This is a genomic window from Rhodococcus zopfii NBRC 100606 = JCM 9919 (assembly GCF_001895025.1).
GTDB classification, from domain to species: Bacteria; Actinomycetota; Actinomycetes; order Mycobacteriales; family Mycobacteriaceae; genus Rhodococcus; species Rhodococcus zopfii.
Genome location: NZ_BCXI01000003.1, coordinates 110,334 through 124,250, shown reverse-complemented (window position 1 = coordinate 124,250; position 13,917 = coordinate 110,334). Strand labels below are relative to the sequence as shown.

Sequence of the window (13,917 nt, the reverse complement as noted above, 5' to 3'; positions counted from 1 at the left end):
CCGGCATGGCCTCGGAAATCGAGGGGCACGGCGGCGAGCTCGCCGCGGCGGTGGCCCACGCCCACGGCGTCCGGACGATGTTCACCCTGTCCGGCGCGCACGTGTTCCCCCTGTACGACGCCGTCGTCAAAGGTGGGTCGCCGATGCGGCTGATGGACGTCCGGCACGAGCAGACCGCGGTGTTCGCCGCCGAGGCCACCGGGAAACTCGAACGCCATCCCGGGCTCGCGGTCCTCACCGCGGGCCCGGGTGTCACGAACGGGGTCAGCGCCGTCACCCAGGCGCACTTCTCCGGGTCCCCGCTGGTGGTGCTCGGCGGGCGCGCACCCAACGCCCGCTGGGGCACGGGCAGCCTGCAGGAACTCGACCAGCCGCCGCTGCTGCACACCGTCACGAAGCTGTCCGAGACCGCGCGCACTGTCGACCGGATCGCACCGGCCGTGGACACAGCGTTCACGGCAGCCGGTGCGTCGCATCGCGGACCGACATTCGTCGACATTCCCATGGACGAACTGTTCGGCCGCACCAGCGTTCCGAAACCGACACCGCCCCAACGTGTTCGAATCGAACCGGACCACGATGCCCTGGCCGAGATCGCGACGCTGCTGGCCGCCGCGTCGCGACCGCTCATGGTGTTCGGCACAGACGTGTGGTCGGACGGAGCCGAAGCGGCCGCGCTGCGGTTCGTCGACGAACTGCAGGTCCCGGCGATCACCAACGGTATGGGTCGCGGGGTCGTCCCCGGCGGGCACCCGTTGCTGGTGACCAAGGCGCGCGGAACCGCCGTCGGCACCTGCGACCTGGCGATCGTCGTCGGAACGCCCTTGGATTTCCGGCTCGGCTACGGCCGGTTCGGGGGTCGCGACGGCGCACCCGACGCGCAGGTCGTGCATATCGCGGACAGCCCGGGTCAGGTGTCGGCGCACGCGCGCCTCGCGGGTTCGGCGTCCGGCGACCTCACGTCGTGCCTCGACGGAATCCTCGCCGCACTGCCCGCCCGGCCGGACACCGGCGACTGGGTCGGTCGCCTGCGCGCCGAGGTCGCCGCGGCCACGGCGCGGGACGGGGAGTTGCTCGACGCGGATTCCGATCCGATCCATCCGGCTCGGATCTACGGGGAGCTACTGCCGCGGCTGGCCGACGACGCGGTCGTCATCGGCGACGGCGGCGACTTCGTCTCGTTCGCAGGCAAATTCGTCGAATCGAAGCGACCGGGCCAGTGGCTCGACCCGGGACCGTACGGGTGCCTCGGCGCCGGCCTGGGGGCAGCGATCGCCGCGCGCATCGCGCGCCCGTCGAGCCAGGTGGTGTTGCTGCTCGGCGACGGGGCCGCCGGGCTGTCCCTGATGGACGTCGACACGCTCGTCCGGCACAAGCTGCCGGTGGTGATCGTGGTCGGCAACAACTCGGCGTGGGGTCTCGAGAAGGGGCCGATGCAGCTGCTGTACGGCTACGATGTCGCTGCGGATCTGGCGCCGGGCACGCGGTACGACGAGGTGGCGACGGCGCTCGGGGCGGGCGGTGAACTGGTTCGTGATCCACGCGAGATCGGGCCGGCACTGGATCGGGGTTTCACGTCGGGCGTTCCGTATCTGATCAACGTGCTGACCGACGTCGAGGCCGCGTATCCCCGTTCGACGACCGGGATTTAACGAAAATACCCCTCAAATAACAACTGACCGCAGCGATTGAATCAGCTGCGGTCAGCGGTATCGATACGGTAACAGGCGCCCTTGGGGCGAAGGAAATAGTTTGCGCGTGAAGTGAGTCACACCTAAGGTTGCAAGCTCGCTCTCCGGGGTACGGCCTACCGGATCCCCTCCCACAGCACACGAACGTCGGCCCCCGGATCCTCCAGCTGCCCGGATTCCGGGCCGAAACACATCACCGTGCGGGACTCGCCGTACGGGCTCCAGCCGGGTCCGCCCGTGCTGACGAACGATACCCACGCCCGGTGCATGTCGTCGGCCAGCACCTGCGGCGGATGCGGTCCGGTCAGCAATTCGCCGCCCTCGGCCGCGAGATTGTCGAAGGTGAATCCCAGTTCCAGCGCATGAGTCGCCCCCAGTCGGCCTTCGAACAGGCTCGACGGCCACTCGAACCGATACACGTAGGTCGAGAGGAGTTGCACGGTCCGCGCCTCCGCGATGCGCAACGCCGGAATCAGGAACATCCAGTCGCCGAGGACCGCGGACAGCAACTCGCCCGGCACCGCATCGGGCCGCGACGCCCGGTAAGCGGCGAGGGCCGTCTCCACGTCGAGGCCGTACGCGCCGAGCATCATGCGCAGCACGTCCTCGTCGATGCCGATATCCACACCACCCGGCACGAGGAAGAGGCTGTACTCGTCGGCGTTCGTTCCGATCAGGAGGTCGATGTCGGATGCCGCGCCGGCCACGATCCGGTCGATGGGACGTCCGGGCAGCACCGTCCCGTCCACGCAGGGTTCGAACGCCATCGAGTCGGCGGCCACCTCACCCCACTCCTGCGGGTCCGGCTCGGCCAGGATCCGGCGGGACAGGGATTCCTGTGCGACCACCAGGTCGTCGGGGTCGATGTCGGCGAATCCGTCCCGGGTCGGTTCGATCCCCAGCGATTCCGCCAGCGCGGCGGCGATCCGCTTCGCGGTGCCGAGGGACATCGCCGCGTGGCCGGCACCGCTCTGTGCGATGGCACGCCGGAACAGGCCCTCGGCATCCGGCATCGCCAGCAGCGACGTCACGCTCATCGCCCCCGCCGACTCCCCGGCGATGGTCACCAGGTCCGGGTTGCCGCCGAACGCGGCGATGTTCTCGCGCACCCAGCGCAGCGCCGCGACCTGATCGAGCAGACCCCGGTTGGCCGGGGCCCCGTCGAGGTACAGGAAGCCCTCCGCACCGAGCCGGTAGTTGATCGACACGAACACGACACCGTCGCGCGCGAACGCGGAACCGTCGTAGACCGGAACCGCGCTGCTGCCGTTGACGAACGCACCGCCGTGGATCCACACCATGACCGGGAGTGCCGCCTCGAGGTCGGGTGTCCAGACATTCAGGTTGAGGATGCCCTCGCCCGGGATCGACGGATCCCGCAGGAGCCGGTCCAGCGGCGGCGTGTAGGGCGGCTTCGGTGCGGTCGGGCCGAATTCGAGAGCGTCGCGTACCCCGTCCCAGGGCTGTGCGGGCGCGGGTGCCGCGAAACGTAGTTCGCCGAACGGCGGAGCCGCATACGGGATTCCCTTGAAGACGGATATGCCACCACTGGCCGTTCCGCGCACCCGGCCCAGCGTTGTCTCGACGATGGGCTCCATCAGTGGCTCCTCGCGACCGTTCCGGATTGGCGACTCATCTTTGCACCTCCACGGGCAGGGAGTCGGGAAATCGTCGGAGCGGCGCACCGATTCGTTCGAAGCGCCGCAACAGCAGGACCCTGATACACGGAAGCACCACCAGGCTCGCAGAGATCGAGAAGCCCAGGATCCCCACCAGACTCAGGCGCAGCATCCGACCCCCGAAGATCTCACGAGCGCTCATGGTATCCGGGCCGCGGGACTTTCGCCTTCCGGCCGATCGCGTCACCGCCGCCGAAAACCGCCTGCTGCCAAGGGCTCAGAAGAAGTCGTCGGTTCCGAGTCCGGGATCGGCAGGATCGAATACCGGATCACACTCGGACGAATGGCCGGCGTCTTCGTAATCGGGTTCGGCGAGCTCGGCCGCCGAGCTGTCGTCCGCATCAGCGGCATCGGCGCCGGAGGGGTCCTCGACGAGTGTCGGCTCGATCGTGAGCTCGTCCTCGGGAACGACATCCTCGTCGGGGATCAGATCGACGCCGGCGTCCGGTGTGTCCGGGTCCGTGGCGATTTCGAGGATGCGTTCCCACAACTCCTCCAGCAGTACGGGGATCGTGTCGTTCCGGTCCAGACCGAGCAGCTCCCACAGCGAAGGATCCTTGCTGGTCATCGCTCCCCCTTCCGACGCCGGCACGGACCCTCGAGGTGCAGAGTCCGCGTGGACGTCCTGGTGCAGTCGTACGCGGTGAACGCGGTTGCATTCACGTCTCGAGTTCGATGCGCGAGCACCCCGGAATGTTCCCGACCGTTGCGAAACAATCCGCGCATCAAGGGGATGTGAGTGATCCGAGTCACACATTCGGTTGTGTCGACCGGCCTTCAACTGGGGCTTTCCCGACCCGCCGGCGGTGGCGGAGAAAAAGTCCGCGCGACACCGGAACCTTCCCGACGCCCGAGCCCTCATATCTGCAACACACAACGAGCGAAAGGCAGCACCGACATGGCAAACCGCGGATCCTTCTCCGAGAGCACCAGCTCGAGCAACGCGAACCGCGCGGACTCGCAGTCCACTACCGGCACCAGCTCGGACTCGTCCCACGGCAACAACTCGTCCTACGACACCGACTCCTCCTACGGCTCCTCGTCGGCCGCCCAGGACGGCTCGACCAGCTACGAGTCCTACGAGCGGTACGAGCGCTACGACTCCTCCGGATCGTCCAGCTCGGACTCGTCCTACGGGTCCTCGGCGAACTCCGGGTCGGACTCGTCCTACGGCAGCTCCTCGTCCGCGTCCGACACCTCCGACCGCGCGTCGTCGGCGAGTGCCTCGAACAGCAGCGCGGTCAGCACCGGATCCACCTCGACCGACAGCCTCGGCAGCGGTCAGAACACCCCGGGAATCTCGGCCGGGTCATCCTCGACCGGAAGCGCCGCACCGGCCGAGCCGACCCTGCTCGACGAATTCACCGACGCCGATGGAAGCCTCGTCCAGGAGTACGACACCGACGGCGACGGCGTCGCCGACATGGGGCTGGTCGATCTCGACGCCGACGGCACCGTCGATCTGATCGGCTCCGACACCGACGGTGACGGCATCGTCGACGTCAACGTCCTCGACACCGACGGTGACGGCGCCTTCGACGAGGCCGTCTTCGATCTCGATGCCGACGGGTCGGTGGACGCGACGGTGGATCTGCACAGCGGTGCGGTCGACTACGACGGTGACGGTGCCGCCGACGATTACGTCGACACCAGCGCGTTCGATTCCGGTGCGTCCACGGGCGGGGACTTCGCCGACCTGGCCTGAGGCCACCCGACCCATCCGTTCCCATTCGAGGAGATCCCCGTGGCCGCTTCAACCGATCCGTTCGGGATCGACCTGTCCGCACTCGACAACGTGTCCGGCGCCGGAAGCTCGCCCACTCCGGCAGTTTCCGTTCCAATCCCGGCAGAGCCGCTGTCCGCACCCGTCGCGTCCGAGCCCGGGCAGTCCTCATCGTCGCTGGGGTCCGCAGCCGACCAGCTGCACTCGGTGGAGCCCCCGTCTGCGACCGGCCACACCGCGGCACCGGACTCGCCCAACGCGCAGGACCAGATCCACACCGGCTATGGCACGGTCGACGCTCCGCGGGACGGCGCGCTCTCGTCGACCACGGTCACCGCGGACGGCGTCGACCTGACCGCGAACGACCTGAACGGTGACGGTGTCGTGGAATCTGTCGACGTCGAACTCGCCGACGGAAACCGGGTCGTCTACGCGGATACCGACCTCGACGGTTCGTTCGACACGGTCCGTTACGAGACAACAGATTTCAGAACATATCAGGTGGAGAGCGACACCGACGGCGACGGGCAGATCGACACCGTCATCACATTCGACGAGGACTACACCCCGACCGTCTCCATCGACACCGACGGTGACGGCCTTGCCGACGAGAGCTACACGTCCGAGAACGGCGTCGTCGATCCGGCCTGAGTCGATCCGACCCGAGTACAAGGGGGCACACCACAGTGACCGGTGAGAACATCGACGATCTGATCGCCGCGGCCGATGTGGCCGCCGACGAGCAGGAACGCGATGCCGTGATCGAACGCCTGGCGGCGCTCGGAGTCGAACGCTTCGATGCGCCGCCCGGCATCGCCTTCGATCCGACCCTGCATCGCGCGGTCTCGCTCGTTCCGGCCTCGGCACCGGACCACGAGAACACGATCGACGGGACCGTGCGGCCCGGGTGGCGCCTCGGGCCGGACATTCTGCGATATGTCGAAGTGGCCGTGAAGGTTCCGCCGTCCCACTGTCCACCGCGGCGATAACGGGGCGTCATCGCCGCGCAGACCGCAGACAGCCGCGCGCTGTCGGCCGCGCGCCGCTGTCTTCTCCGTCGGCGAATCCGATCGGGTCCGGGCACCGATCGCTGGCGGGTACCTGATCCGCAGAAGCCGTGCCAGGCGCTCACCGGTGACCGGTTGATCGCGAACCATCAACCGGCCGTCGCCGGCGGTGCTCAGAAGTACAGGTAGATCGGGCGGATCGGGTTCGGGATCAACCTGAGTTCGTGCGCGACGTTGTTCGGGTCGTACTGAACACACTCGTGAATCTGGACGTAGTGCCCGTCGCCACGGCACTCGATTTTCCGCGTAGCGCCGTACGGGCTCAGGATGATCGGCTTGTAGCTGTTTTCACCGAACAGTGCGCCGGGGTCGAGGGGTGCGACGAAGTCGTCGGTTCGGTCACGAACGGCGTTGAAGCCGTATGGGTCGTCGTCCGCCGGGGCGGCCGATGCGCCGGTCGCCGCCAACAGTGCGCTACCGACGATCAGCGCGGCGGCCGCAAGGGTCCGAGTGAGCATGACGCGTCCTCTTCCTTCGGTCGAACAGGGCGTCCCCATAGTATTCACAACCGCGAAGGTAGACCGCCCGTTTCGTTCCGGACGGTTCGATGCATCGAACCCTGTTCTCCGCCTGGATCCGACCTCCGGCTCGATCGACCGCTTGAGCGAAATCGGTTGTAGCGAAACGCTATCAGTCGCCGATGTCACGTTCCAGAAGCTGCTGAAGTACCAGTCGTGCTTTGGCAGCTTGTTCCGGCGTTCCGGTGATTTCGGCAGCGACCATGCAGCCCTCCGCCAGAAGGTAAGCGGCGGCGGATCGCCTCGACGTGGACATCCGCAAGCATCCCCTTCCGTACATTTTGACGCGAGAACGATCGTTCTCTACGATACCGCACAGCGGGAGAACGACCGTTCTCAGCAGAGTGGAAGGCCGAGCACCAGACGATGACCACCCGTAGTGCATTCCCGAGCAGCAAAGCCCCGGCGCGGCCGACGCTCGGAACCGTCGTTCTCGCAGTCGCCACCTCGTCGACGGCACTGTGCGCACTGGTGCTACTCGGCTCGGTCAGCGGTCACCTGCTTCTCATTCCGCCCATGGCGGCGAGCATGGCCCTCGTTGCGGGCGCACCGACACTTCCACTCTCCCAGCCTCGCAATGTCATTGGTGGACAATCGATCTCAGCACTCGTCGGTGTTGCCGTCGGGTGTGTCGGCAATTCGTTGTGGGCCGGCGCCGTGGCAGGCGGTGTCGCACTGGGAGCGATGCTGGCAACACGAACGTCGCATTCTCCGGCCGCAGCGACTGCGGTAATCGGGGCACTCACCGTCGATGGGCTTGTCTCGTTCACGGCCTGCGCCACACTCGCGGCTGTCATCCTGGTCGTTGCGGGCTGGATCAGCGCGAAGGCAACCCGTTCCGGCTATCCCGTCTACTGGTGGTGACCCGCCCGTATGGCCTCCTGCCCGAGCTGCGAACCCGTATCACGCGGAACCTGCAGCTCCCGACCGCCCGCGGTGATGTGACGGCACACCAGCATGTGGTGAGCGCCCCGTTGAAACCGGTACTCGACCTCGACGACCTCGCCGGCGATCTCGTGGTGCCGAAGATCGGTGAGCAGCTCGTCCAGGCGTGGGTAGCGAACCGAGGATCCCGAGGCCACGAGCGGGAAGATCCGCAGTTCATCGCGGGCGACACGCATCAGTTCAACGATCGCGTCGACGTGGAAGGTGTGATCGAGACGGTCGGAATAGCTGAACAGCAGGTGCGAGCTGAGCACGAGATCGAAACCGGCATCGGGGAACGGCAAGGACGGCAACCGCCCGGCGACGTAGCGGCGCGGGTGCCGGCGGAGATCGGCCGCGAATTCCTGGACCGCGTGCCGGCGCACGCGCTGATGCTCGTCGGGATCAGCGAAGAACGACCAGTCGAACTGCTCTGTGTGGGCACGGATGTACTGGTTCCCACGATCGGTTTCAGCTTCCGCAACAGCGGCCAGCTGCTCGGCTTCGCCGGCGACATAGGCCATATCGCACGCCGTCACGTCACCGCCGAGACGGTTCATTGCGGCGGTGAATCCGGCTGCGCCGCCGGGACAATCCAGGATTCTCCGGGACAGATCCTCGTCGGTGAGATCGAACATCGACCGGTACTCGTCCAGCGAACGGGAACTGATCAGCATCTCGCCGATACCAGCGGTCGGAGCGGGATCGCTGTCGTGGGACATCGGGGGGGTTCCTCTCGAATCGAGGCCACCTCACCACACCAACCCGGATCACTGCCGTCGGGGAAGTGAGCGTCATCGGCCGCGGGAGGCGGCCGGAAACACAGTCGACAAGGCCGCTAGGAGTACGGCCACCAGTGCTGCGTCAGGGTCATCACCGTTCTATTACAGCACGTCCGAAAACCGAGCGGGTGCGTCGCCGTATCGTTCTGCCCTGCCGCACGGTTCACCTCACCCGACGAATTTCGAGACTCGACTCACCGAGCGGTTACCGCACCGACGACCGGTCCGTGATCGAGCTGTAGCTGCCGCGGGACTGCCACGTGCGTGCCTGCGGCATCGGCTTCTCGTCGATCTGTCTTTGCGGCGCAGCACAATTCGTCCGGCGCGCCTGCGCACGGCTTCGCTGCGGGTTCGGCCGGCCTGGACCGAATGCGAGTCGCGGGCTTCCCCGACGGGCCCGAGAGGGTCAGCTCCGGGGCATGCGGCCCATCGTGTAGAACTCGACGTTGGGCATCATGCCCGTCACGCTCGCCATGCGGTTACTCAACCCGAAGAACGCGGTGATCGCGGTGATGTCCCATGCGTCCTCGTCGGTGAATCCGTGTGCATGCAGGGCTTCGAAGTCGTCGTCGCAGATCTCGTGCGACCGTGCGTTGACCTTGCTCGCGAAGTCGAGCATCGCGCGCTGACGGGGCGTGATGTCGGCAATGCGGTAGTTGGTTGCCACCTGCTCGGCGACGGTCGGCTTCTTCTCATAGATGCGGAGGATCGCCCCGTGCGCGACGACGCAGTACAGACATTTGTTCGCCGCCGAGATGGTGGTCACGATCATCTCGCGGTCACCCTTCGTCAACCCTGATTCGTCGCGCAACATGATCGCGTCGTGATACGCGAAGAACGCTCGCCACTCGGCGGGTCGCCGCGCGAAGGCCAGGAATACATTCGGGACGAAACCCGACTTGTCCTGCACCTCGAGGATGCGCTCGACGATGTCCTCGGGCAGATCCGCGAGGTCGGGCAGCGGGTAGCGTTCACTCATGCCGTGAAAGTTAATCGCAATTAACCGAACTGTCCAGAGTTGCGGCTCGCCGCGGGCCTGCATGGATCGGTCGAACCGACACGATCGAATCAGCCTCGGTCGCGGGTCGGAGCACGCGGGTGAGGAAGTCGAGTTGATCGGCGAGTACCTGCCGCTGCCACACACCTCGGTAGAACTCGAAGTGATCGACGGGGTACGTGCGGAGCCGCGCCCACCTGCCGGCCTTTTGCGCAGTGCGGCGCGCTGCGTCCGGCGGGGCAACACGATCGTCGGTGCCGACCTGGAGCAGGATCGGGCACGTCAGCCGGGAAGCGTGGATGGTCGGGCGGTTCAGTCCGACTTCCAGGGCCGTGCGCGCACAGACTTCGTTGCGCCAGGTGGGCCCGGCGATCGAGAGGTAGGCGTCCTCGGCGCCCGGTGTGCTGATGATCGCTGTCGACCCCGGCTGCGCGACGACGGGCACGTGATACGGCGGTCGGCCGGTGAGGGCGCGCGCCGCATCGCGCAATCCGTGCCCGGCTGCCCGGACGAGTTGGCTCACCCCGGCGTAGCGCGCGATCTGGACGAGTGCGGCGAACCCGTCGGTAGCCGGGTTCATCGACACCACTGCCGCGACCCGCTTGTCCTGGGCGGCGACCGCGATGACATGCCCGCCCGAGTAGGACGTACCCCACAACACGATTCGACCGGGATCGACCCCGGGCAGATGTCGGGCAGTGTCGATGGCCGCGTGGTAGTCCTGCCGCTGCCGGCGGAACCCGACATTCTGACGTGGTTCTCCGGCGGAAGCGCCGAAGCCGCGGTAGTCGAAGACGAACGCGTCGATTCCGGCGGCTGCGAATGCCTCGGCGTAGGCCAGCAGACTGGTGTCTCGGGTGCCGCCGAACCCGTGCCCCAGGACGATGCAGGGCCGGCCCGCCTCACCGGCAAACGCGTCGGTACTCGCCGGGAGGTGCCAGGCGGCGCAGGTGACACCGTGGCTGGTGAACGTCAGGTCGTGCATCATCGTCGTCCTTCTCGCTGCCCTGCGAGCACGCTCGACCGAGGGGAGGTGAATTTCAGCGCTGGATCCTCGACCGGGCCGGCGCGCAGCCGTTCGACATCGGCTTCGTAGGACATCTCGGCCGCCCAGGGACCGCTGGTGCCCGCCTGCGGGAACGCCGCGATCCCGCGCTGGATGTACCCCGAACTCAGGTCGAGGAGGGGGACCCGCTCCATGTCGGGATCGTCGAGAACGGGTTCGACGATGGCATGACCCTGGGAATCCATGTGGTCGAGCAGTCGGCAGAAGTGCTCGCAGACCAGATCCACCTTGAGCGTCCAGGAAATGTTCGTGTATCCCATGGCGAACGCGAAATTGGGCACACCGGAGAGCATCATGGCCTTGTAGACCGTGGTGTCCGGCAGATGCACCGGCCGTCCGTCGACCACGATCGTGATCTTGCCGAGGGCTGACATGTTCAGGCCGGTTGCCGTGACGACGATGTCGGCGGCCAACTCCCGGCCCGACTCCAACCGGATTCCGGTCTCGGTGAATCGTTCGATCCGATCGGTGACCACCGAGGCCTGCCCCGACGAAATCGCCTTGAACAAGTCACCGTTGGGAACCATGCACAGCCGCTGCTCCCACGGGTTGTACCGCGGGGTGAAGTGGGTGTCGACATCGAAGTGCCGGGGCAACTGTCGCCGCACGTTGGCAATCAACAGCGTGCGCATCAGTTTCGGGGCGCGCATACAGGCCTTGAAGATGCCGCGGTTGAGCATGATGTTCTTGCGCCGGACGATTCGATACGCGCGCTCGTGGCCGAGGACCGTGTTCAACGTGTTGGCGATCGCGTCCTCGGCAGGGATCGAGAACACATAACTCGGGGAGCGTTGCAGCATGGTGACATGACCTGCTTCGCCCGCCATCGAGGGAATCAGGGTCACAGCGGTTGCGCCGCTACCGATCACGACCACCCGTTTGCCCGTGTAGTCCAGATCCTCGGGCCAGTGCTGCGGATGAACCAGTGTCCCCCCGAAGTCCTCGACACCGGCGAACTCGGGGGTGAACCCGGATTCGTAGTCGTAGTAGCCGGTCCCCGCGAACAGGAACCGCGCGGTGAATTCGGTCGTCTCCCCGGTGCCGGAACGCTGCGCGGTCACCGTCCACAGGCCTTCCGTGGAAGAGAACTCCGCACCGAGTACCCGGCAGCCGAAGTGGATGTTCTCCGCCAAATCTCTCTCGGCGACGGTCTGCTCCAGATAGTCCATGATGGCATGGCCGTCGGCGATCGCCTTGCGATGCGTCCAGGGCTTGAAGCCGAAACCGAAGCTGGGCATGTCCGAATCCGAGCGAATGCCCGGATACCGGAACAGATTCCATGTTCCGCCGATCGAGTCGCGGCCTTCCAGAATCGCGAACGAGGTGCCCGGGCGACGCATCTTCAGATGGCAGGCAGCACCGAGACCCGAGATTCCGGCACCGATGATCAAGACGTCGAAGTGGGTGGTCACCGTCTCTGCGGGAGTGCTCCTCATCGATCCTCCTTCTCGAATGTGATGCGTTTCACGTTAGGGAGGTATTCACCGCAGAGGAATGTTTGCATGCTCAGTCCTTTCGGCTCGATATGTGCGCTGGCACAATTTGCTCATGAGCGGAGAATCCCCCGAGGTGATCGAGCTGATGGGTGAGGTCGCCGAGCTGATGCTGGGCGAACTCGACGAGCTGGTCGCCGAGATGGACGCCGCCGAAATCGAGCTGACGCCCGCACTGGGTGCAGACGCCGCGATCGCGGCGGACATGTCGGCGAGCAACCGCGCGAATGCCCTGCGTCTGCTCACCACCCTCACCCGACGAAACGACCGAACCGCACCGATCGACGTCCCACCCGAAGCACTCGATATCGCCCGCACCATCGCTCGACGCGGCATCGACTTCGAGGCGATCTTCCAGTCCTATCGCCGCGGACAGAACATCGCCTGGCAGCGCTACATGACACTCGTCGCCGCGCGCGTTCCGGCGAGCCCCCTGCTGATGGACCTGCTGAACGCCTCCTCGCAACGCATATTCGAATACGTCGACCACGTTGTGGCCTGCGTCCTCGCCGAAGCGCAGCGGGAGCGGGAACAGGTGCTCGGCGGCGCTCTCGCACGCCGCACCGAAACGGTCCGGTTGATCCTGGACGGTGCACCGATCGACAGCTCCCGGGCCGGCGAGAGACTCGGCTACGACCTCGCCCGTCACCACACCGCGCTGGTGCTGTGGTCCCAACCGGTCGGCGAAGTCCAAGGCGCCCTGGAGGCGGCTGCCACCATTCTGGCGCGTGCCGTCGGCGCTCGTCACCCCCTCACCCTGCCCGCCGGAACCTCCACACTGTGGGCGTGGCTGGGTACCGAGGCCGACCTCTCCCGCGACGCGATGCGAAACGCTATCGCGCAGGCCCAATCCCACGTCCGGGTCGCTGTGGGACCCACCCGATCCGGCATCACCGGGTTCCGCCGATCCCATGCCGCCGCAGTGGCCATCCAGCGCCTGCTCGCCGGTCACCCCGGCGGTACCCGACTCGCGCTGTACCAGGACCTGGAAGTCACCGCACTGACTGCCCAAGATCACGACCGCGCAGCAGAATTCGTCACCGACACACTCGGATCACTGGCCGCGGACACTCCCACAGCCGAGCGCCTCCGCGAAACCCTTCGGATATACCTCGACGAAGCCGAAAACGCACCCCGCGCGGCAGTACGCCTACACACACACCGCAACACCGTCCTGCAACGAGTCGCCCGCGCAACCGAACTGCTCGGCCACCACCCCGGCGAACACCGACTGGCACTCATGCTCGCCCTCGAACTCGCCCACCAATTGGGTCCCCGAATCCTGCACTGAGCCGACCGGGCTCGAACAACCGGAAACTCTGCGGGTCCCTGAGCCTGCTCCAGCCCCTTCCCCAACGCTGCCCGGTCGCCATGCCCCGATAGACCGTCTCGGCCAGCCCTCGTAGCCCCACGTCGCGGAGGACGTGCGGCAGGTACTGGACCCGGTCGTTCGTGTCGACCCGCACGATCGGGTGCTCCACCACCAGCTGCGGAGACGAGGGAGTGGACTCCCGAGCCGCAAGACTATCCGCTCCAGCCGAAGATGTGTGCACGAGTTCTATTGGTGCAGAGCTTATTTCTGCCACCATGATTCCCGTGCGGTTCACCGTCCCGCGGACCCACCGGATCTCATATGTGTCGTACATCACACAGCAGCACCGGAACCGTAGACGGTGTTCCGCGCATCCAAATCTCCGACGGCACAAACAGTCGTCGGAAAAGGACCGAAAGGAATCAGATGGCACTGTCCGATGGATACCGGATGTACACGACCGATGACGAATTGGCGGCAGGAGGTGCCTCCGGGGTGGGCGCTCCGGCAACCACTCCCGTCCTGACGCCGTTGCTCCTGCGCGCGACTCTCATCGCCCAGAAGTCGTCGCAGCAGTGCGCAATCACGCTCGCCGGCGGAACGCCGAACGTCAAGAACACGATCCAGAAAGTCTGCTGACCGGCGGACCTGGTTGTAGAAGGGGG

Annotated in this window: 14 protein-coding genes; 7 read left to right on the top strand and 7 right to left on the bottom strand. The window is 66.3% G+C overall.

Annotation, left to right across the window (positions count from 1 at the left end; genetic code table 11):
* The first annotated feature begins 5 nt into the window (after positions 1 to 5).
* The gene (locus tag RZ1_RS02745; protein ID WP_072809009.1) at positions 6 to 1,652 is read left to right on the top strand and encodes an acetolactate synthase; all 1,647 of its coding nucleotides are present in this window, start codon (positions 6 to 8) and stop codon (positions 1,650 to 1,652) included.
* Between the two features lie 155 nt (positions 1,653 to 1,807).
* On the opposite strand, the gene RZ1_RS02740 is transcribed toward RZ1_RS02745, so the two are convergent.
* Positions 1,808 to 3,289, bottom strand: a complete 1,482-nt coding sequence (locus RZ1_RS02740) for a carboxylesterase/lipase family protein (protein ID WP_072809008.1) — start codon at positions 3,287 to 3,289, stop codon at positions 1,808 to 1,810.
* Between the two features lie 298 nt (positions 3,290 to 3,587).
* Complete coding sequence (locus RZ1_RS02730) at positions 3,588 to 3,938, bottom strand: hypothetical protein (RefSeq protein WP_072809004.1); 351 nt, start codon at positions 3,936 to 3,938, stop codon at positions 3,588 to 3,590.
* 330 nt (positions 3,939 to 4,268) lie between these two features.
* Here RZ1_RS02730 and RZ1_RS02725 point away from each other — a divergent pair, with 330 nt between their 5' ends.
* Genes RZ1_RS02725 through RZ1_RS02715 form a run of 3 tightly spaced genes read left to right on the top strand, consistent with a single transcriptional unit; the run spans position 4,269 to position 6,082 of the window.
* Positions 4,269 to 5,075 carry a hypothetical protein gene (locus RZ1_RS02725; RefSeq protein WP_072809002.1) on the top strand — a complete coding sequence of 269 codons (807 nt, stop codon included), beginning with the start codon at positions 4,269 to 4,271 and terminating at the stop codon, positions 5,073 to 5,075.
* A gap of 39 nt (positions 5,076 to 5,114) precedes the next feature.
* Entirely contained in the window at positions 5,115 to 5,744 is a 630-nt protein-coding gene (locus RZ1_RS02720; protein ID WP_072809001.1) for a hypothetical protein, read from the top strand.
* Between the two features lie 35 nt (positions 5,745 to 5,779).
* Positions 5,780 to 6,082, top strand: a complete 303-nt coding sequence (locus RZ1_RS02715) for a nucleotide exchange factor GrpE (protein ID WP_072808999.1) — start codon at positions 5,780 to 5,782, stop codon at positions 6,080 to 6,082.
* 191 nt (positions 6,083 to 6,273) lie between these two features.
* Here RZ1_RS02715 and RZ1_RS02710 read toward each other — a convergent pair whose 3' ends face one another.
* A complete protein-coding gene (locus RZ1_RS02710) occupies positions 6,274 to 6,618 on the bottom strand; it encodes a hypothetical protein (RefSeq protein WP_072808997.1) in 345 nt (114 codons plus the stop codon).
* 426 nt (positions 6,619 to 7,044) lie between these two features.
* On the opposite strand from RZ1_RS02710, the gene RZ1_RS02705 reads away from it, so the two are divergent.
* Positions 7,045 to 7,542, top strand: coding sequence for an HPP family protein (locus RZ1_RS02705; protein WP_072808996.1), 498 nt, complete (start codon positions 7,045 to 7,047; stop codon positions 7,540 to 7,542).
* Here the strand turns inward: RZ1_RS02705 and RZ1_RS02700 are convergent.
* From RZ1_RS02700 to RZ1_RS02685, 4 genes are all read right to left on the bottom strand, one after another.
* Positions 7,530 to 8,324, bottom strand: coding sequence for a class I SAM-dependent methyltransferase (locus RZ1_RS02700; RefSeq protein ID WP_238071617.1), 795 nt, complete (start codon positions 8,322 to 8,324; stop codon positions 7,530 to 7,532). The two genes, RZ1_RS02705 and RZ1_RS02700, sit on opposite strands and share 13 nt — an antisense overlap.
* Positions 8,325 to 8,790: 466 nt before the next feature.
* The gene (locus RZ1_RS02695; protein WP_072808994.1) at positions 8,791 to 9,363 is read right to left on the bottom strand and encodes a peroxidase-related enzyme; all 573 of its coding nucleotides are present in this window, start codon (positions 9,361 to 9,363) and stop codon (positions 8,791 to 8,793) included.
* A 10-nt stretch (positions 9,364 to 9,373) separates the two neighbouring features.
* Complete coding sequence (locus tag RZ1_RS02690) at positions 9,374 to 10,369, bottom strand: alpha/beta hydrolase (protein ID WP_072808993.1); 996 nt, start codon at positions 10,367 to 10,369, stop codon at positions 9,374 to 9,376.
* On the bottom strand, positions 10,366 to 11,883 hold the full coding sequence (locus RZ1_RS02685; RefSeq protein ID WP_072808991.1) for a flavin-containing monooxygenase: 1,518 nt from the start codon (positions 11,881 to 11,883) through the stop codon (positions 10,366 to 10,368). Before RZ1_RS02685 ends, RZ1_RS02690 begins: the two co-directional genes overlap by 4 nt.
* Positions 11,884 to 11,995: 112 nt before the next feature.
* Between RZ1_RS02685 and RZ1_RS02680 the strand changes: the two genes are divergently transcribed.
* Both RZ1_RS02680 and RZ1_RS02675 read left to right on the top strand, forming a co-directional pair.
* A complete protein-coding gene (locus tag RZ1_RS02680) occupies positions 11,996 to 13,231 on the top strand; it encodes a PucR family transcriptional regulator (protein ID WP_072808990.1) in 1,236 nt (411 codons plus the stop codon).
* A gap of 447 nt (positions 13,232 to 13,678) precedes the next feature.
* Positions 13,679 to 13,891, top strand: coding sequence for an LxmA leader domain family RiPP (locus RZ1_RS02675; protein ID WP_072808988.1), 213 nt, complete (start codon positions 13,679 to 13,681; stop codon positions 13,889 to 13,891).
* Positions 13,892 to 13,917 lie beyond the last annotated feature (26 nt).